Below are 20,359 nucleotides of genomic sequence, written 5' to 3' on the forward strand. Positions count from 1 at the left end.
GCCTTTCAAGATGTTGGACTCTCTGATTTATGGTTTAGCGGACAGTAATAATTCCTATTCAACCTGTTCCGGAATTACCGGATTAAAACCACAGTCTCAGAACTGAGCGCCGTTTACGAAACCGAGGTATCCCGACTCCTCGCTATGAAACTGGAAAACTGAAAGGCACAGACCTCACCGATATTGAGCTGAAACTGCTCCGGAACGTAGAAATAACCTCGGAAGATGTCATTACCACCAGACGCATGGTTAAAGATTCCCGGCCAGAAGACTGTCCACCTCTGCCTTGAGACAGGGCAGGTGATTCACTACGATTGCCCATAGGATTTCCGGGATGAGGGAGTCGTAGGAATGAATCACGTAATTACGTGTGTCCACAATCTTTCGGGCGGATGTTATGTTGATTTCAGGATTTATTCTCAACACCCTGTTCATGGCCTCACCTATAATCTCTATGTCGCGCTCTACGAACTTGCGGAACACGAAGTCTGAAACGAAAACCTCGAATTCTCTGGAACGGGCCTCCGATGCGGTTTCAATCTCGGCTATCGCGTTCCTGATGTCGATGAGATATTTTGTGACTCTCTCATCCATAGACAAGTCGTTTTGTACGGTCCAGTTCTTTGCGGAAAACGCTGTTGGTTATGTTGCCGTCAAAGACCATATCGACCTTGCGTTTCAGCAGGCTCTCCATCTCATGAAGAAAATCGAAAAAAAGATCTGCCCAGTCCATGTTGTCACGGTTGATGGCCTCTTTGTCAAAATCAACAGCAAAGTCCACGTCGCTGTCCTCGCTGAACCTGTCGGTAAGTATAGATCCGAAGACATACAGTTTCCTGACCCTGTATTTCTTACAGAGCTCAAAAATGCGGTGGAGATTGATTTCAATAAGTTTCATACGATTCCGTGCTTCACGTGCAAATATACAACAAATTTTTGATATTCCGTGTTTTCTGCGCCTCCAATCGAAGCCGGCTGCATCAAAATAATCTAAAAGATTGTTTCAACGCGAAAAGCATAGCGTGTCAGGATAATAACACAAGATTATTCTGACACGTTTTTATTTTGACACGGAAAGCCCGGCACCGGTCAAAGGAACCGATGCCGGGCTTGCTTTATGTCTGCCCGGCAGACTTACGGGGAAGATCCATATATAATTTATAAAGTCAATATTTTAAATTAAATGGAGATACTTCCCAACTTTAAATTCGATGTGACAGTTTCCGACCGGGGTTTCACGGCCAAACCTACAGGAGTGGACTACCGGCGTATGGTATGGCGCAAACAGACCGTGGGCCTTGACAATTTCGTGTCGCTGGTAAGATGCGGATACAGCTATTGTCATATTTACTTTCGCAACGACCGCAGGAACGCTAAATTCCTCTACTCACAGGTTGTGAGCATTGATGTCGATGATTCTGATATAGACCTTGCAACATTCTTCAATGAATGCCAGCTAAAGCCGACGTTTGCATACGAGACATTTTCCAACGGCAAAGAGGGAAAATTTCGTTACAGGCTGGTGTATGTGTTCAAGGAACATCTCAGCCAGAGAGGTTTGCCCCAGATGTATGAGAAGATATGCCGTATGACAGGGCTGGAACACACCAGGGACCATTGTGGAAAAACCTTGTCACAGCTGATGAACGGCACTGACCGCAATGCGCTGGTGCTCCGGTCAAACCGCATATATTCCTCTGTATCCGACCTGCCTGTTGATGACACGGACTTTGATTAGATAGTTGCCTACAAAGATTCACTGCTGCCTGTTGCGCCAAAGTACAAGGCTTATGTCCCCACAAAACCAGTTCAGAAACAACTCTCCTATAATATTAATAATATACCCCGTAATAACCCAAAACAATATAATTCTAATGACCCAAAATGGAAAAACTGTCTTGACAGCATACAGGAGCCTCTTGGCATGCTGAGAAGCAGCGTGGATGACTTCCTGAAATTCTATGGACGTACAATCAGGCTGATACGGTGGTCGAAGCTGACCTACAACGAATCAGGCTACTGTGTGATTCCCGAGGATCATCTCTCTTTGTTTGTGCGTTATTCCAGGCGCAAAGGCGAATGCTGCGTGAGACGCTTCCGAGACGGTGAGAAAAGGCGCAACAGGCTCTTTATAGACGGCTGCATCATACGTAAGATAAAGCCCGACATCACATTTCTGGAACTGTTCTTCAACCTTGTCCACAGGGTACACTTCTACTATGACAACTCTGACGGTGTGTTGTCATATGAACTCATCGCGCGAAAGGCTTATGACGTGATGTACTACGACAGGTTTGACGAGATTGTTTTCAAGTCCATGCGAGCCGGAAGCATAACAACCTCTCCAGGATATTGCCGTAACCACGGCATTTCAAGGGCTTCCCACTCCCGGAAGGCTCTCATGTATGTATGCCTCAATCAAGAAGTGGTACAACCCGGAGCTATCGGTAACGGAAAACTTAGCTTATGCCCGCGAGAAAGGTGTCAGTGTAAGCCTTTCCACCCTCAAACGCTACTGTAGGTTCAACGATATAAGCCAAAGTCCCATGCATCGTGAGATGTCATCATGGTACAATCCCCATGAGTCTGTCAAAGATAACCTTGAATATGCGCGTGAGCATGGTATAAAGACATCCAGGTCGGCACTATACAAGTATTGCAATGACAACGGCATTCCGACTAAAGGGAGGGCAGGTCAATCTTCAGCACCTCGTCGCGAAGTTTCGACGGAAGGAAATGGGCGTAGACCTTCTCCGTTATCTCTGTCGATGAATGCCCGAGGAGCTGGCTTACCATGGTCATTTCCATCCCTGAGTTCAAACTTAAAACTGCAAAAGTATGCCTTGCCACGTGGAATGTCAGTGCAAATTCCAATCCTGCCTTGTTTCCGGCTACTGACAACGACTGGTTGATGCCGCGTGTCTTGGCGTTACGGATGTGGTATAATGACTTTGTGTCGTCAAGGTTGAAATCATCTGGAAGCAACCCGAAAACAAAACGCTGATGCCGGCCCTTCCACTTGTCAAGCACGGCCGATGCCTGGGCGGTCAGCGGCACGACGTTGCGGTTCTTGGTCTTTACCTGAATCTTGTTGAGCGTCTTTTTGTCAAGGTCTATGTCTGACCATTGCAGGGTTATGATGTCGATCACGCGCAGCCCGCAGGCGTATGTGGCGAACAGGAACATCTCTATATATTCTTTCCTGCGTGCCTCCGTGTCTGAACCATGGAACGCTATCAGTTTCTGAAGCTCATACTTTGACAGATGCCTTACGTTTGCATCCTCGTCTTTCTGTAGCGAGACTGTCTTTGCAATCCTCATGCCTTGCAACGCCGCATTAAGGGACGCCGGTATGTAGCCCTCTATCATGGCCTGCTGACACCCTTTCAGAATAGGCGTCAGCGCATGGTTTATGGTCTCGTCGCTGTTGTCCTTGATTTCCTTTCTCCACCGTATGTGCCTGTCGATTAAAGCGGTGCTGATTTCCGACACATATATCCTGTCAGGGGCATATGTACCGAGGGCACACGATTTCAGAAACTCTGCAAACATTCTCATGGCGCTAAGGCCATTGTGGTAGACGCTCTGTCCTATCTTGCTCCGGTCAAGCTCGTTTCTGAGATGGGTTTCCACAAACTCCCTGAAATCAATCCCTTTGTCGGGCCTTGTGGCCGGGGTGCCGTCAATGAACGCCTTCATTACCTCGGCGGTCATCTGCCCCTTATGCTCCTCGCACCAGTGAGCCACCTGCTCGTCGAGCGAGTCAAGTCTCTTCATCAGCCTGTTGTTGACCGCACGGTAGCCTTGCCCGTAGCCGGGACGCAGACCGCCGCGACCCCGGTTGGCTTTCAGATCCCAGTCCTGTTCCATCACCGTCACGCCCGATGCCCGGCGCACAGGCACGGAGTTGACCACATACTCTATCTGCACCACAAGGGGCTGTCCCTCGCGATGCCGGTTGGTCTTGTATAGTCTGAGATGCCCTGTCGGATAGGGCCTTGATGCCTTTCCCATGGTTGATATTCCTCCTCTATGGTTTTACACGAAGTTACGATATTTTTACGATATTATATTACACGCAGGAGGAAAAGTCTACAATGGCTGCCTGTGGATGGTCGGAAGCGACCGGGAAGCCCATCCCATTGGGCGTGAGCGATATTACAAAAATGTCGGTGCACTATTTTTACGCTATCGTATTTTGCGCCAAAACGCGGTAAAAGGCAATAAAAAAGGTGTCAGATGTCGCAATAAAAACATCTAACACCTTGTTTATGAGGTATATATCAATTCAATACTCCTCCTCGTTGAAGAAGAAATCCTCTTTGGAGGGATAGTCGGGCCAAATATCCTCGATGCATTCATAGGTGTCGCCCTCATCCTCCATTTCCTGAAGGTTTTCAATCACTTCGAGGGGAGCGCCTGAACGCATGGCGTAGTCGATAAGTTCTTCCTTGGTGGCGGGCCAGGGAGCATCTTCAAGCTTTGAAGCCAATTCAAGTGTCCAGTACATATTCTTTGTTTTTTATTGTTTACTTAACGTATCAAGCCGGATAGCGGTTCAACCGATTAAGAGCAATTAAGCAAATACTCCGAAACGATCGTCCGGCAAATCAAGCCGGTTGACTCGCCGCAATTCGACCAAAGGATGGTTGGGCCGCCCATTTACGGCATGACAGCCGCAAGCCGGCAATCCTCTTAAACATTCTTGTCCCAGAAGCGCTCGTCGGTCTGGTTGTCGACATTGTTGAAGCGGGCGAGCACGAAGAAGAAGTCGCTCAGACGGTTGATGTAGCGCAGCACGTTAGGGTCGACATATGCCACGTCGGCCAATGCCACTATGCGGCGTTCACAGCGGCGGCACATGGTGCGGCATACGTGTGACACGGCGGCACGGTGCGTCCCGCCGGGAAGCACGAAGTTGGTGAGCGGGGGAAGCTGCGCGTCGAGCATGTCGATAACCTGCTCTATATTCTCCACATTCTCGGCGGAGAGACCCGGGCAGCGGGTAATGGCATTGTCAGGGTTAGGAGTAGCCAGATATGCACCGATGTTGAAGAGGCGGTTCTGCACGCGGTGGAGGAGTTCTACCGCATCAGGCTGCAGACACGGTATGGCAAGCAGCACGCCAATATTGGCATTAAGCTCATCGACCGAGCCGTAAGCTTCAATGCGGATGTCGGTTTTCTTTACCCTGACGCCTCCGACGAGCGAAGTCGCGCCGGTGTCACCGGTAGTTGTGTAAACTTTGCTTTTTGTCATGACTTAGCTGATTTGGGCGGCAAATATACAAACAATTATCTATTATTCCAAAACAAATCGCACATGGACGCCAACCGGGTAGATATAAGCATGTTATACTGCCACATATAGCGCAACAAAAAGACGGGCGCACCAATGATGGCGCGCCCGTCGGAGGATTTTCAATCGCCGGAATCACCGACGAGAAGATTTCTACTTGTTGATAATCTTAGTGGTGCGGGTAGTACCGTCGACGAGAGTCTCGACCACAACATATACCTTGCCGTCGGCTACCGCAGGAGCGGGCACCTCGACACCGGTAAGGTCAATGTAGCGGCGGTCGGTCACATCAGCGTCATCTCCGTCCACACTGTCGATCGACGAGGTAGCATTGTTTGCGACAAGCTCGTAAGACTTCGAAAGCTCACCTGCGGATGCCGTCACCTTGACAGCGCCCGTGAATGCCTTCGCGAAATAGGCATTCACCCCGTCAAATGCGAGGTCGGCGCAGTCGCTGCTCCAGGTCACGGCGCTGCCGCCACCGACATTGAAGCCATGGGTAACATTGTCGAACGTATCGCCGTCGGCGAGCACAAGCTCTGCGGCGTGGAACAGCGCCACTTTATGGTCGGCGAACTCCTTGACCACCGGATGGGTGTAGTCATCGACCGATGCAAAGCCGTCACCAAGGTCGAGAGCCGCAAGCTGCGCACGTGTCACGGCCTTCGCACCGGTGTAGGCCGCATCGTTGTCCGACATGTTTATGTCGAGATAATAGCAGTTCTCCATCGAGTTGATAGCATTGTCGGTCGACCAATACTTGTCGTTGGGATATTTGACTCCGATTATCGAACCACACGAATCGGCAGGAGCATCAATCTTCCCGGCATTGTAGCAATTGATGAATTTAGTAGTCCGTTGCGCCGACGGGCAGGCCACGAGGCCTGCGACATTGGCGAGGCCCTTGACGGCGCCTACATTATAGCAATTGCGGAACGTAGCGGCACAATAGCCGGCAAGACCTCCGATCTGGAATGCAGGCCCCTGATTAGGAGTAATCGACTGTACGCTGCTCGTAGACGAGATATTGCCGGAGTTCCAGCATCCCTCGACCACACCGTTGGTGGTAGTGCCATATGCTATAAGTCCTCCTACAGCCTCAGCTTTTGCGGTGACATTACCCGTATTGTAGCTGTTTGTCATCACCATGCCGTCACCATTGATATACGACACGAGACCACCGAGCCGGCATGTGCCTTCGATGTCACCGGTGTTGTAGCAACGGGTCATCGTGACCTTGCCGTTGATAGCACCCGCGATACCGGCCGCGTAGCCATACTTGGCATCACATACGATCATACCCGAATTGTAGCAGTCAGTGAACTCCACACTCTGGGGAGTGGCCGTAGCGCCCGGTGTACCGTAGTAATATCCTGTTATACCGGCGGCATAACGGTTCATGTTGGATATGATTGTACCTTCGTTATAGCAACGGGTAAACGACGAACCTGGAGTCCAGTTGGTAATAATACCGGCAATGGGCGATGAAGATAGCTCACTCGTCGATTCCGCCGACAGGTCGCCGGTGTTGGAACAGTCGGTCATCACATACTGTGCGTTTGCGGCAGTAGTCGTCGTACCGCCAACGATACCGCCAATCTTGCCTGCTGCACTTATAGATGTGGCATTACGGCAGCCGGTGAAGGTGTATAGCGTCTTACCCTTGGCTCCGCTCGCTATTCCGACAATACCACCTATCACAGTGGCTCTTTCGGGAGAGGCGACAGTAATCTCGCCATTGCTGAGGCATCCCTCGAAAGTGGATGCTCCGCTCACACCGCAGATACCGCCGATTTTGACCTCGGTGGCCTTTGTGTAAGAGCCGGTCTGATTAATCCGTCCCTTAAACTCGCAATTCTTGAAATTGACAAAGGCATCAGCCAAAGCAGCCACACCGCCTATAGAAGTCTGGTTGCTCTCGACAGAGCCGCCAAAGACCACTCCATCAAGCAATGCACCCTCATAAGCATATCCGGCCACGCCAGAGGCATTAGCCTTATTGGTCGATACCACGACATTGGATGTGACACCCTGAAGTGTTCCATAGAGTTTGTCGACAACAGGAGCTGCATGCGTGTGAGTTGCCGTAAGTTTACCTTCGACGGTAAGATTCTTCACCGTGCCCTCGGCTGCGATAATGCCGAAGATGGCGCTCTTTTGATTGGCGCTCGACTTCAACGCGAGTCCTTTAAATATATGGCCTGCTCCATCAAATGTGGCTGCCAAAGGAGCATCCTCACTTGCACCGACACGAACGGGATCAGTGTCGCCGAAATCAATGTCGGCAGTCACTTTTATAAACTTACCCTGAAGCGTCTTGCCTGTGCCGGTCATATAGTCGGCGAGAGCCTTCCAGTCATCAGCGTTGCCGACAAGATAGGGAGCGGCTTCAGTGCCTTCGCCGGCAAGAGGCATGGCAGGGAGCGCCTGAACGAAAATCGGGCGACGTACACCGGCTTCGTTTACAGCTACAAGAGTATCCGCCTCAATCTCCTTGACACCGACAGGTACAACAAGCTTGTTTCCATCAATCTTGAACGAGCTTCCCTCAACGATACTCCATGCGACGCCTTCACCGAGAGTAACGTCACTGCCAAGCTCAGTGAATACCTCTCCGGACTTTGCGAAGGCCACTACCTTGCGAGCCGCAGCTACTTCGGCCTCGGAAGCAAAAATCTTCAGAGCCGGATATTCACCTGACTTGTAGTCCCAGGCATCTGTCGTAAGGCCGTCAAGTGCATCTCCGGAAACCAACGCGGAGGTCTCAAGTCCATACATGTTCTCCACATCGGAGTTCTCGCCGGCCTTGATACCTATGGTCTGCGCATCGAAATATACGTTCTTCACGACCTTCGTACCCTTCTGTCCGAGCACCGCACCGACAGTCGCTTTGTCACCACAATATACATTGCCTAGATTAAGGCAGTTCTCAATGTCGTTGTTGGCGATTCCGGTAGTGAACGAATCATCCATAGAGCCTGCTATACCACCGGCCTGAATCTTCTCGGCATACACAGTACCATAGTTCACACAGTTGCGTACAATGGCTCCGTTGCTCGTACCGACGATACCGCCGGCCATCTTATTATTCTTAACATAGTTGGTACATAGCACCTTGACCGCAATGTCTCCCGTGTTTGCACAGCCGTCGATAGTACCATAATTGTTTCCGGCAATACCACCGACTCCGAGATTGCCACAGAGGACATCTCCGGCGTTATAGCTGCCGGTCACTATAGCCGTCTTTTGTACATACCCGGCAACACCGGCTATATACGAACTGTAGCCGACAACATCGGCGTAGTTACGGCAATTCTCGATTCTTCCTGACAAGTCTCCTACAATGGCACCACTGTAGCCATAGAACACGAACTTAGATCCTGCTCCTACATTTACATTGCGCACCACGCCGTCCTTGGCCACACGACCAAACAGTCCGGCATAGCTCTTGCTGGCTGAGGTGTTTAGTTTGCCATCCTTTGTGGGGGTCGGATTGGTTGCCCACACAATCTTGTTCATCGAAATATTGTCAATTGTATGGCCTTGTCCGTCAAACACGCCTTCAAAAGCGCTATGGACATCATCTGAGACGCTTATACCGATGAATGCCTCATCATGTTCCATGTCTATGTCGGCAGTCATGGCGAAGTGGAAGTCACGGAATGTCTGTCCTTTCGCAGAGGTAGCCTCACCAAGGGCAATCATATCGGCCTTATTTCTGATGAGGAAAGGCGATTCAGCTGTACCGGAGCCCTCGAAAGGTATAGGAGCTATATCGACAAGATGAAATGTCTGCACGTCGCCGTTTACCACATAAAGTGTATCTGCTCCGAACTCGGTGCCAATTTCAAGAGTCTTATTATCGATTATTTTGGCATAATGTCCCTCGGCGGTCAGATTCTTGCCGTTGGCAAATAAGAATTTTGTATTACCCAGGGCAGTAACAGGGGTATTGTTAGAAAGTTTCTTGAACGAATCATCCTTACCCATCACTACGGCTGAAGCCGTAAACAGGGCTGCCTCGGTGTCGGCAAGCGACTTGATGCGCGGATAAGCCCCTTCAGTGAATGTCCACACATCGGAACTGAAACCCTTCAGGCCGTTAGCTGATGTCAGCTCTGACGTAGTGGCACCGAAACGTGTCGATTTGAAGTCGGTCACCTGCTTGTCGTAGTACACATTGACAATCTCCGTATTGGATCCGTCCAGGATAGTGCCGATAACCTCCCGGCATCCGGCTGTGTCATAATTGTAGGTATTGACATCCACGGTCGCCGAAGTATAGCAATTGACAACACGCGGCTGTTTCTGCGAGCTGCCAAGCCTTACAAGACCTACGAGGCCGCCACCCATCGCCGTCGGAACAGATACGAACCCCGAAGAATAGCAGTTCTCGAGAGTTCCGCTCGACAGCACGCCGGTGACACCGCCAAGTTGCGAGTCAGGCATATTCGTGCGCACAACCCCGCCAGCAAATGAGTTGCTCAGAGTAACGTTCTGCACCACGCCTGCCACGCCGCCTATCATCTGGCTACCGTCGCTCTCGACATTACGAGGCGCCACCAGTCCATAGAACGACAGGCCCGATCCGTCGGCATCCATCAGATTGCCGACAACACCACCGGCCATACAGTTGACGCCGCTCTCGTATATGCGGGTACCGTTGACCGCACAATCACGCATACCGCCATGAGCCTCGCCGGCTATACCGCCGAGATAGCCCTTTGCAGCGACCTCGCCTCCGTTGACACGGCAATCTGACACGAGGCCGGTAACGATACCAACAATGCCGCCGCTGGCAGAACCACCTCCGTAGACATCGGGATTATTTACGGTGACATTACTGATAGACCCATTCGTCCAGGCTACCAGCCCGGCAGATGTGCCCGACCCTTTCACTACGGGTGACTCCACTACTATGTTCTTGAGCACGGTAGTGGTGTCACACATTCCGAAAAGTCCCGAGAACTGGTTTCCTTCCGACTCGACACGAAGCCCTTTGACAGTATGGTTGCGTCCATCGACCGATCCGGCAAAACGCTGATACCAGGAGTTGCCGATAGGCGTGAACAGGTAGTTCTGCATGTCGATGTCGTTGGCAAACGCGAAATGCTTGCCGAGATATGTACGGCTGTTGGCACCCGAACCGCTGCCTCCTATATGCTCGGGGTCATTGTTGACCTCATCGCTCATCAGCAACAGATGGTCGAGCGATTTGATGAGATACGGGTCGGCCTCCGTACCGCTCCCTTCGAATCCGCTCACATTCAAGGCAGGATAGCTCCAAGCCTTGTCGGCTTTGAGCACAGCTTCACCGAGGCGTCCGGCATAACTTTTCGCCAAAGCATTGAGCAACGACCAGTCGTTCCATTTCAGCCGGGTGTCGTCACCTTCAGGGGCGATATCTGTGGTCAATTTGGTAGAATATTTGGTCAGGTTACCATCCTGATCGAATTCCAAGCATTTGATTAACGCGTACTCACCGGCGGAATTAATCAAAGCCACTTGTTTATCAAACGTTGCGGTACGATTCCTGTTGAGTACGACCTCGACCTCCAGACCACGTCCGAAGATATTGCACACCGACAACGTATTTGGCGATGTCTGATTAATGATGACATAATTGTTTATCGTCTGCTCGACACCCTGCGAGTTTGTCGATTTATAGGTCATCGTGCCGTTTGGCTTCCGGAGCACAAGCCCGTCATAAGCACCCACGAATTTATCCTTGTCTTTACCTGACTGGACATAGACACCCCACCAGGCATCGCTGAAATCGATAGTACCGTCGGCAAGGACAGTTCCCACGAGCTGCTCCTCATATTCAGGCGCACCTGTCGCATGATTTGTCATAGCGAGATTGAGCGCTCCGAGATTCTCGTCAGTAAGGATATACTGGCTTTTGATTGATACAGTTCCGGCTGCCTTATCGTAATACGCACGCACGTCTTTGGCGCTCCAGAAGTGGCGGATAGTCAGTGAATCGCCTTCAGCGTCCGGAACAATTTGCATAGAAGAACCACCGGGAAAACTTGATGAAGCCAATGCAGAATATGTGCCTACATAATAGCCGCTGATGTCAGTCGCAGCACGTGAGGCCGGTGCCTTCTTTACAGCAATCGAGCCGGATGCACCCCTCTTCGACACAAGTGGCCCGACGGGTTGTACACGCAATGCGGGAGTCTCGATGGCTGACAACCCGGCTGATACCGCAATGCCGCCTGACGGAGCATTGCCCTCCATTGCAGCGGTCATCCGGGCATGTGCCGACACAGGGACCGTCTGCCCCATGGATGTAAGCACGCCGAATGCGCACAATCCCAAAACTAAAATGGGTGGGATTTTTCTCATAAGTAGATAATGATTGACCTGAGGAGCTTAAAAATGATTGTATGCGGATGCCTCACGACAGAATGCCCGTGTCCTCAGCTTCGCGGACAAAAATCGTGCGACAAGCACCTTATCGTATTACCTTTACAACTTCATTACCGCATCGGCGGATAAACACGCCATGCGCTGCCTCAGGGACTGCGATGTGCCGGCCATGTATATCATACCATTCCTCTTGCGCCTGCATGCCGTCGAAAAGAATACCATCCACGCCGGAAGGATCTGAACCGGCCTTGAGCATGACTTCCACGCAATCGACAAAGCACTTGTCGGTGATGCTTCCAGACACCTGCATGAGCTTCAGAGATGGGTTCACAAGCGAACCGGTATTGTAATGTATGGCCAACGTCTGCCCCTTGCCCACCGAAGGACTTGAACTTCCACTCACGGTCTTTGCCGTAATCCATTCTCCCCCGTCTATGGAAGTATACAAGCGGAAAATTGCGTTGGATGTCGTCGGATTGGTTATCGTTATGGCCACATTCTCTACGTCAGCCTCGATTGTGTTGCATATGATTTCGGATCCCTTTATAGTGGCGAGCTTGCTCGCTCCATCCGTACCAGGCTTCACAATGGCCGCTCCTTTCAGGAAAGTCCATCTTGCAAACCGTCCCGCCACATCTTCAGCGTCACCTTCGGCAGGCTCCATCAGGGCGAAATCCTCCAACAAGGTCGGCACTTCATCCTTCTTCACATCAAATGTCACATTGCCATCCTGTGATATGGCGATACTCTCTATGACCAACGGATTTGACACCATCGTCCATGAGCGCAGGGACGGATTGGTGGTATTGTCGAGAGCCGTGACACTGCCGCTTCCGGGGAAAGGATCACCATCGCTGTCAGTCACCGTAGTACCCTTTATCGACGGAGTGGCACGCAACAATGTGAAATAAGTATGTGCTGCAGAGGCATTCACCTCATTATTATCCCATACAGCCACATTGGTTGAATCCACACGGCTGACGAGCATCCCCTCTCCGGGCAGGTAAGCATCCCAACCCGTGCGGCGACGATTCTCAAGCAAAAAGAACTCATTATCCACAGGAGTATTTATCCGGCATCCGTCGGCCAAAGTCCCTTCATTTAAGGGAGTTATACTGTATGAGCCTTCTTCACCGATAAGCCTCGGGACAGCAAACCCCAGCGCATAGCGTTCATAAAGAGAATATCCGCATGGAGTGCGGCTCTTATTTAGATAAGGCCCGCTTGCCATTACCGACCATTTATCGGGATGCTGCGCCTGGCCGTTCTCTTTATAGTCGGTGTCGTAGAGATCGGCAAGCCCGAGCACGTGGCTGAACTCGTGGCACATCGTGCCTATTCCGTCAAGCAGCTTCTGCGACGGTTTGCCATAAAGTTCGGTAGAACATGCATACCGCCCCATAGCTACACCATCAAGAGTGAGGTTGCCGACATATGAGGCGTGCGGCCATATCAGCCTCTCGTCATTGCCGGAGAAATTTGATCCTGCGCCGGAAAATATGAAATATATCATATCTACCGTCCCGTCGCCGTCGGTGTCATAACGCGAATAATCGATCTGACTGTCGGCGGCCTTTAGCGCGGTGGTGACAAGGCGTTGGGCATTGGATGTCTGCCCTGCCGAATATTGCGACATATTTATTTCTACAGGTCCTACAACATCGAATTTCGGGTCAAACCGTCCGCCTGAATTGTCAAAGTAGTAGTCCCTGACAGAGCCGGTATATTCTTCCTTATGTGGATTAGCCCCGGTGGTCACATATCCGTCATATCCGGGTTTGTTTATCATGTCATCCATCACCTCACGGATGTCGGAGCGCGAGAAAGGAGCATCGCTATATTCTACCAGGATTACAAGTCCACGGAAATTATCGTAATCATATTTTCCTGTCTCCAGCCTCCGGGATGCCGCGGATCTGGATGATACAGGAGGCAAAGGCCGGAGGCCGCGCACGCCGTGGAGAGGGGCTTTGCCGGAGACGGCGAGTTCGCCGGAGGGCACAACAATGCCGTTGGCGGCGAGCCGGGAGTATTCCCAGGTGCGGGCGGCGGCATTGTACATCACGCCGTAGCCTTCCGTTGTAAGTGTGTAGTTGTAGTGTTCGTCACCGTAAAGACGCAACGTGACTTCCGAACCGTCGGGCTGCGTGACAGTGCAAGGCTCGGGATTGGCGATGATTGCACGGGCGGTGCCGCCTGCAATCATCGTAGTAATAAAGTAGATACAAAATCTCAGAACTGAAAGCTTCATTTCCAATCAATTATTAATAGGCATAACGCGTTTGTCAGAATCGGCAGACGGCATGACGCCGTCTGTATCATCCCTGCAAGTCAATATCGCAAAAGTAACTATTTAATTTTTAATAAGGAAATTTTACCAAATATTTATGAAATAAAACAATAAAAGCGGACACATTGCCATCATGTGTCCGCTTTTCGTCTACGATTGATTCTTAAAGGTTGTTTAAAAACAACCTCTTATTATCTGCGATATATCAAGGCCGTCGCCATGGCCGCTATGCCCTCCTCGCGGCCCGTAAATCCGAGTCGTTCGGTGGTAGTGGCCTTCACCGACACGCAATCGGGATCCAACCCGAGGTCAGCGGCGATATTGGCTATCATGTCAGGTATATGGGGGAGCATCTTCGGAGCCTGCGCCATGATGGTGACATCAACGTTTCCTACGGCATAGCCCTTCTCGCCGACCAGGCGCACCACCTCACGCAACAGACGCCGTGAGTCGGCTCCTTTGTAGGCCGGATCGGTGTCAGGGAAATGGTAGCCGATGTCACGCAGCGAGGCCGCCCCGAGGATGGCGTCGCTCAAGGCATGCAGGGCCACGTCGGCATCGCTGTGTCCGAGAAGCCCGAGGCGGTGGGGAATATGCACCCCGCATATCCATAAATCGCGGTCGGGCACGAGACGATGCACGTCAAATCCGTTGCCCACTCTGAAGGATGTTGCAGCACTCATAGATTCGTATATTATATTTAATGTATAACGTCCGGCATCGCAGCATCAACGGCGTCCGAAAATCTCCTTAAGCCCCTCCATGTCGAAAGTCAGAGAGAAACGGAGAGTCTGGTCGAGTGGCGAGTTCTGTGAGGCGGCAATCATGTAGCTTGCGTCGAGACGCAGCACATTGAGCGCGAATCCGGCTCCGAGGCCATAATACTTACGTCCACCCTTATACTCGTTCTCGTAGTAATATCCCGCACGCAGGAAGAACTGCTGGTTGTAGTTGTACTCTGCGCCCAGGCTCCATGTGATTTCACGCAACTCCTCCTTGAAGCCGCCCGGTGCGTCACTGAACGACTTGAATATGCCCGATATCGACGATGTGTTCTCCCAGTCGATGGTGGCGCGCTGAAATTCCTCGTCACCCTCTATGCCATCCTCGTAGTCCACACGCCGGGGCTTGGCGGGCACGAGCAGCTTGTTCAGGTCAAGTCCGATGGAGAGCGTGTGGTAGTCGGCAAGAGGAAAAGCAAAGTTCGTGCCTAAGCGCAGGTTTGTAGGAAGGAACGCCGGCGACGTGCCGTTGTCGAAGTTCAGTTTCGAGCCGATATTGCTGATGTTCCATCCCAGCGACCACTGGCACTCGCTCTGCCCGATAATCGGATATTTGGTGAGATAGCCGGAGATATCGGCGGAGAATGCCGACGCACCGCTCACGGGATTGCCCGCTTCGGAGCCTCCGTCGCTGTTGTAGCCAAGCGCAGAATAGACGTAGCGGAACACGATGCCCATCGAATAGCTTTCGGAAAGCTTGCGCGAATAGCCTATGTCAAACGCCATCTCATAGGGGTTGAACGTCTGGCCCGCACCACCTTCCAAGTCGCTATAGGACGACACTTCACCGAGCGAGAAGTATCGCAGCGAGGCGCTGAGAGCCTGGTTGTCGCCTCCGCCGAGTTTCCAGTAGCCCGACACATTGGCAAGGAAGATGTCGTTGACAATCTTGCGCAACCAGGGGGTGTAGCTGATCGAAACGGCGGCATTGCTGTAAGCGAACGCATATTTCGACGGATTCCAGAACTGGCTGTAGGCATCGGGATCAGTGGCCGCGCCGAGATCGCCCATGCCTGCCGCACGGGCGTCGGGAGCGATGCCGAGCGACACGACGCCCGTCTCGATAGGGTTGAACTGATCCTTCTGGGCCATGGCACACTGCGGGAAAGCTATGGCCAGCGCCACAAGGAACAATATGGATGTCTGTATTCTTTTCATGCGATAACGATTATAAAGAGAACAGCGCCTACGCGCATTATTCCTAAGAATAATAACCCCTCGGCAACGTCATTTATTGTATCGCGGCATTCCATTCTGTGTGAAAAAAACAGAAAATCAGCATGCCCCACTTCTACTTAAAGGATTATTCGTTAACTTTGCCAAGTTTTCACGGCGGCGACAATTCCGCTATTTCTTGCAAGAATGAAACAATATCGCATACTCAACAACATCCTGGGCTGGGTGGCTTTCGCCATCGCCGCTGTCACATACCTGTGCACGCTTGAGCCTACGGCAAGTTTCTGGGACTGCCCGGAATTCATCTCACAAGGCTATAAACTCGAGATCGGACACCCGCCGGGCAACCCGATATTCATGCTCACGGCGCGTTTCTTCGTCAACTTCGTGAGCGACCCTTCGAAGGTGGCGCTCGCCGTCAACACCATGTCGGCGCTTCTTAGCGCGGCCACTATCCTGCTGCTTTTCTGGACGATAACGCATCTGGTGAAGCGCCTGATTGTCAAGGATGACGCCACGCAGGTATCCTCGTTGCAGATGCTTATCATCTTCGGCTCGGCCATGTGCGGCTCACTGGTCTACACCTGGAGCGACACGTTCTGGTTCTCCGCAGTAGAAGGTGAGGTATATGCATTCTCATCATTCTGTACGGCACTGGTGTTCTGGCTGATTCTCAAATGGGAAAACAGGGCCGACGAGCCTCACAGCGACCGCTACCTCGTGCTCATCGCCTACGTGATCGGCATATCGATTGCCGTGCACCTTCTCAACCTGCTCTGCATCCCGGCAATCGTGCTCGTGTTCTACTACAAGAAATTCAAGAACCCCGACGGGCGAGGCTCGATAGCCGCCCTGCTGGTGTCGTTCGTCATCGTGGCGCTCATCCTCTACGGCCTCGTGCCGGGATTCATCGAGATGGCCCAGTACTCCGAACTGTTCTTCGTCAACACCCTCGGCATGGGCTATAACTCAGGCGCACTGATCTACACCATCGTCACTTTCGCGGTGATGATATGGGCCGTCGCCGAGCTTTACAGACAGAAAAGCCCCGCACGCATCCGCGCGTCGTTCTTCCTCACGGTTTTCTTCTCCGGCATCCCGTTCATAGGCGACAGCTGGATGGTGTCGCTCGTGATATTCTGCGCCCTGCTGTGGTATCTCTGCATCTATCTCAAGAAGATACCCGTAAGGATATTCAACGTGGTTGTGCTCAGCATACTGGTAATATTCATAGGCTATAGCTCTTATGCGCTCCTGCTCATACGATCCAACGCCTATACCCCGATGAACCAGAACTCGCCCGACAACGTGTTCGCCCTCTCCTCCTACCTCAACCGCGAGCAATACGGCGAACGCCCGCTCTTCTACGGTCAGACCTTCAACTCCGGCATAGTCTACGAGGTAGGCGCCGACGGAGTGCCCAAAGCGCTTAAGAAGGAGGGCAAGGCCCTATGGGGAAAGACGGTAAAGACTTCCCCCGACCAGCCCGACCGCTACGAGGTGACCGGCACTAAGCTCGACTACGAGATGACTCCCGAGCTGAACATGCTTTTCCCGCGCATGTACGACGGCAAATTCGCCGACGCCTACCGCGAGTGGACCGGCATGACAGGCACTCCGGTAGCCACTACCAACTATGTCGACACCAACGGCAATCCGCTCGGCGACAAGCCGATGCGCATAAAACCGACTTTCATTGAGAACCTGCGCTACTTCTTCAACTACCAGCTCAACCACATGTATTGGCGCTACTTCATGTGGAACTTCGCCGGACGCCAGAACGACATACAGGGCAACGGCGAGGTGACCCATGGCAACTGGATCTCCGGTATACCTCTGATCGACAACGCCCGACTCGGCGACCAATCGCTACTCCCCGAGGACCTCGGCAGTGGCAACAAGGGACATAACGTGTTCTTCATGCTACCGCTCTTGCTCGGCATCATCGGACTCCTGTGGCAGGCATTCACTTCCAAGAGGGGCATAGAGCAATTCTGGGTGGTGTTCTTCCTCTTCTTCATGACCGGAATCGCCATCGTCATCTACCTCAACCAGGTGCCCAACCAGCCACGTGAGCGCGACTACGCATTCGCAGGATCGTTCTATGCTTTCGCCATATGGGTAGGCATGGGTGTCGCCGGCATATGGAGGCTCATAGCCGGACTTGCAGATCCCAAGGCGGCGGAATCACGCAGGAAGCGCCTCGACTGGATCGGTGCCGCCATAGCCATGCTCTTCGCCATCTTTGTACCGCTGCAGATGGTGTCGCAGACATGGGACGACCACGACCGCTCGGGTCGATATGCCGCCCGCGACTTCGGCATGAACTACCTCAGCTCGCTCGACCCCAACGCGATAGTGTTCACCAACGGCGACAACGACACCTTCCCCCTCTGGTACGCCCAGGAAGTTGAGGGCTACCGCACCGACGTGCGCGTTGTCAACCTCTCCTACCTCACTACCGACTGGTATGTCGACCAACTTCGCCACCCGTCCTACGACGCCCCGGCCATACCGATGCTCGCCACTCCCGACGTCTACGCCCACGACAAGCGCCAGTTCACATACTTCATCGAACCTGACACCACGCGCGTCAACGCCCTTGCAGCCCTGAAAGAGGCATATCGCGAGGACGCGAAGAACAACACCTACGGGCTCTACGAGTTCCGCCACCCCAACATGTATATCCCCGTCAATCCCGACGAGATGGTAGCCGCCGGACGTGCCACCGAAGCCGAGCGCGCAGCGCTGTCGCCGGCCATCGACCTCGATCAGAGGGGCAACGCCGAGAGCGGACTGCGCCTAAGCTCGATGATAGCCATCGACATGCTTGCCACCAACGCCAAGGAGGGATGGAAACGCCCGTTCTACTTCGCCATGACCGTGCCCGACGACTATTATCTCGGCCTGCAGCCGTTCATGCGTTCGACAGGCATGGCATACGAGGTAGGCGGCATAAAGAACGAGGACTTCCACGGACAGATTCCGGTCAACACCGACAAGGCCTACGACAATGTGATGAACAAGTTCCGCTGGGGAGGCCTCGACAAGACTACCGATGCCGGCGACATATATCTCGACGAGACGGTACGCCGTATGGTCACCACCACGCGCAGCGCCATGCTCGACCTCGCCACGGAGCTGTACAACGAGGGCGTGACTGCGGAAGCGCTCTACGTAGAGGACTCTCTGTCGATGACGCCCGAAAAGCGACTGGAGACTGAGCGCTATATCGACCAGCGCTACTCGCGCGCCGCCGACGTGCTCAACCTCATGGTGGAGAAGATGCCCGAATACACCGCCCCCTACGGCATACAGATCGGCTACCAGACAGCTGACCTCTTCGGACGCCTCGGCGCCGTGACCGGCGACAAGGCCCTTACCGAGAAAGGGCTTGCCATCGCCAAGCGCGAAGTGGACCTCTACAAGCAGTACATGCTCTACATACAGAGCCTGTCGCCCGCCAAGTTCCAGTCGCTCACGCGCGTCGACCGCTACATTTTCGACACCTACTTCATGCAGCTGGTGCAGCTCTACGTGTCGCTCGGTGGGGATCCTGAAGAGACCATCAAGCAGCTTGCCGCAGAGGGTGTCGACTTCAACCGCTTCTACCGTACCACAGAAAAAGGATAGCCTTTCGGGCCGATGAAAGCGAGCAAGTATTTCCGTTTCAAGCCGTCACGCTTCATAGAGCAGCCCCCGCTGCTCTACCGCATCCTGTTCCCGGAAGCCATTTGGCGAATAAAGCGGAAGAAGAGGCGTACGGTCTACCTGACGTTCGACGACGGCCCGATTCCGGAAGTGACACCATGGATTCTCGACCTCCTCGACCACTACGGCATCAAAGCTACATTCTTCCTCGTCGGCGACAACGTGCGCCGTCATCCCGAACTGCTCGAAGAGATAAAGCGTCGTGGCCACAGCTGGGGCAACCATACGATGAACCATCTGCAAGGCTTCAAGGAGACCTCGCGCAACTACCTGCGCAATATCAAGGAGGCCGACAACCTCATCTACAGCCCGCTCTACCGGCCGCCCCACGGCATCATGCGCTGGGGACAGGCCAAAATCATCAAAGAGCACTTCAACATCGTGATGTATGACGTCGTCACCCGCGACTACTCGCGCAAGCTCAACGGAGACAGCGTGCTCAAGAATGTGCGCCGCTATGCGCGCAACGGCTCCATCATCGTGTTCCATGACTCTCTGAAGGCAGAGGCAAACCTGCGCTACGCGCTGCCCCGCGCCATCGAGTGGCTGCGCGACCAAGGTTACGAGTTCGCCCCGATTCCGATGTAATACAAAACTACTATAATTTACGGCGATGTGCCAGATACGGCACATCGCCGTTCTTGTGTCCGTATGCAGAAAATCTACGTCTGCCTGTATGAATGGATGCAGACGTACATCAATACGTGGATTTATGCGCCCAGACGGA

At 52.7% G+C, this 20,359-nt stretch carries 13 protein-coding genes; 4 read left to right on the top strand and 9 right to left on the bottom strand.

The features are described from left to right. Positions 1-249: 249 nt before the first annotated feature. Together QZ303_RS08300 and QZ303_RS08305 are read right to left on the bottom strand one after the other, a co-directional pair. Entirely contained in the window at positions 250-594 is a 345-nt protein-coding gene (locus tag QZ303_RS08300) for a HepT-like ribonuclease domain-containing protein (RefSeq protein WP_295731598.1), read from the bottom strand. Next, on the bottom strand, positions 587-898 hold the full coding sequence (locus QZ303_RS08305) for a nucleotidyltransferase family protein (protein WP_295731600.1): 312 nt from the start codon (positions 896-898) through the stop codon (positions 587-589). The genes QZ303_RS08300 and QZ303_RS08305 overlap by 8 nt, the downstream gene beginning before the upstream one ends. Positions 899-1,183: 285 nt before the next feature. On the opposite strand from QZ303_RS08305, the gene QZ303_RS08310 reads away from it, so the two are divergent. Next, positions 1,184-1,738: a hypothetical protein gene (locus tag QZ303_RS08310; protein WP_295731603.1), complete on the top strand. Its 555-nt coding sequence runs from the start codon at positions 1,184-1,186 to the stop codon at positions 1,736-1,738. Positions 1,739-1,924: 186 nt separating this feature from the next. Beyond that, positions 1,925-2,521 (top strand): hypothetical protein, encoded by a 597-nt coding sequence (locus QZ303_RS08315; RefSeq protein WP_295731606.1) that lies wholly within the window; start codon positions 1,925-1,927, stop codon positions 2,519-2,521. Positions 2,522-2,679: 158 nt separating this feature from the next. Here QZ303_RS08315 and QZ303_RS08320 read toward each other — a convergent pair whose 3' ends face one another. From QZ303_RS08320 to porV, 7 genes are all read right to left on the bottom strand, one after another. Then, the gene (locus tag QZ303_RS08320) at positions 2,680-4,014 is read right to left on the bottom strand and encodes a site-specific integrase (RefSeq protein ID WP_295731608.1); all 1,335 of its coding nucleotides are present in this window, start codon (positions 4,012-4,014) and stop codon (positions 2,680-2,682) included. A 274-nt stretch (positions 4,015-4,288) separates the two neighbouring features. Then, positions 4,289-4,510 carry a DUF2795 domain-containing protein gene (locus QZ303_RS08325; protein ID WP_068961730.1) on the bottom strand — a complete coding sequence of 74 codons (222 nt, stop codon included), beginning with the start codon at positions 4,508-4,510 and terminating at the stop codon, positions 4,289-4,291. 185 nt (positions 4,511-4,695) lie between these two features. Further along, entirely contained in the window at positions 4,696-5,259 is a 564-nt protein-coding gene (locus QZ303_RS08330; protein ID WP_295731613.1) for a cob(I)yrinic acid a,c-diamide adenosyltransferase, read from the bottom strand. A gap of 192 nt (positions 5,260-5,451) precedes the next feature. Then, the gene (locus tag QZ303_RS08335; protein ID WP_295731615.1) at positions 5,452-11,649 is read right to left on the bottom strand and encodes a hypothetical protein; all 6,198 of its coding nucleotides are present in this window, start codon (positions 11,647-11,649) and stop codon (positions 5,452-5,454) included. A gap of 109 nt (positions 11,650-11,758) precedes the next feature. Further along, complete coding sequence (locus QZ303_RS08340) at positions 11,759-13,924, bottom strand: M6 family metalloprotease domain-containing protein (RefSeq protein WP_295731617.1); 2,166 nt, start codon at positions 13,922-13,924, stop codon at positions 11,759-11,761. A gap of 230 nt (positions 13,925-14,154) precedes the next feature. Beyond that, positions 14,155-14,646: a 2-C-methyl-D-erythritol 2,4-cyclodiphosphate synthase gene (ispF, locus tag QZ303_RS08345; RefSeq protein ID WP_295731619.1), complete on the bottom strand. Its 492-nt coding sequence runs from the start codon at positions 14,644-14,646 to the stop codon at positions 14,155-14,157. A 45-nt stretch (positions 14,647-14,691) separates the two neighbouring features. Beyond that, entirely contained in the window at positions 14,692-15,903 is a 1,212-nt protein-coding gene (porV, locus tag QZ303_RS08350; RefSeq protein WP_295731621.1) for a type IX secretion system outer membrane channel protein PorV, read from the bottom strand. 204 nt (positions 15,904-16,107) lie between these two features. Between porV and QZ303_RS08355 the strand changes: the two genes are divergently transcribed. Together QZ303_RS08355 and QZ303_RS08360 are read left to right on the top strand one after the other, a co-directional pair. Further along, positions 16,108-19,554 (top strand): DUF2723 domain-containing protein, encoded by a 3,447-nt coding sequence (locus QZ303_RS08355; RefSeq protein ID WP_295731623.1) that lies wholly within the window; start codon positions 16,108-16,110, stop codon positions 19,552-19,554. Between the two features lie 12 nt (positions 19,555-19,566). Next, complete coding sequence (locus QZ303_RS08360; RefSeq protein WP_295731625.1) at positions 19,567-20,220, top strand: polysaccharide deacetylase family protein; 654 nt, start codon at positions 19,567-19,569, stop codon at positions 20,218-20,220. Positions 20,221-20,359 lie beyond the last annotated feature (139 nt).

It is taken from the genome of uncultured Muribaculum sp. (genome assembly GCF_910583865.1).
Classification (GTDB): domain Bacteria; phylum Bacteroidota; class Bacteroidia; order Bacteroidales; family Muribaculaceae; genus Muribaculum.

Excerpts from the sequence above, each read along its gene's own strand:
- QZ303_RS08300 (WP_295731598.1), bottom strand. The coding sequence starts at position 594 with ATGGATGAGAGAGTCACAAAATATCTCATCGACATCAGGAACGCGATA.
- QZ303_RS08305 (WP_295731600.1), bottom strand. The coding sequence starts at position 898 with ATGAAACTTATTGAAATCAATCTCCACCGCATTTTTGAGCTCTGTAAG.
- QZ303_RS08310 (WP_295731603.1), top strand. The coding sequence starts at position 1,184 with ATGGAGATACTTCCCAACTTTAAATTCGATGTGACAGTTTCCGACCGG.
- QZ303_RS08315 (WP_295731606.1), top strand. The coding sequence starts at position 1,925 with ATGCTGAGAAGCAGCGTGGATGACTTCCTGAAATTCTATGGACGTACA.
- QZ303_RS08320 (WP_295731608.1), bottom strand. The coding sequence starts at position 4,014 with ATGGGAAAGGCATCAAGGCCCTATCCGACAGGGCATCTCAGACTATAC.
- QZ303_RS08325 (WP_068961730.1), bottom strand. The coding sequence starts at position 4,510 with ATGTACTGGACACTTGAATTGGCTTCAAAGCTTGAAGATGCTCCCTGG.
- QZ303_RS08330 (WP_295731613.1), bottom strand. The coding sequence starts at position 5,259 with ATGACAAAAAGCAAAGTTTACACAACTACCGGTGACACCGGCGCGACT.
- QZ303_RS08335 (WP_295731615.1), bottom strand. The coding sequence starts at position 11,649 with ATGAGAAAAATCCCACCCATTTTAGTTTTGGGATTGTGCGCATTCGGC.
- QZ303_RS08340 (WP_295731617.1), bottom strand. The coding sequence starts at position 13,924 with ATGAAGCTTTCAGTTCTGAGATTTTGTATCTACTTTATTACTACGATG.
- ispF (WP_295731619.1), bottom strand. The coding sequence starts at position 14,646 with ATGAGTGCTGCAACATCCTTCAGAGTGGGCAACGGATTTGACGTGCAT.
- porV (WP_295731621.1), bottom strand. The coding sequence starts at position 15,903 with ATGAAAAGAATACAGACATCCATATTGTTCCTTGTGGCGCTGGCCATA.
- QZ303_RS08355 (WP_295731623.1), top strand. The coding sequence starts at position 16,108 with ATGAAACAATATCGCATACTCAACAACATCCTGGGCTGGGTGGCTTTC.
- QZ303_RS08360 (WP_295731625.1), top strand. The coding sequence starts at position 19,567 with ATGAAAGCGAGCAAGTATTTCCGTTTCAAGCCGTCACGCTTCATAGAG.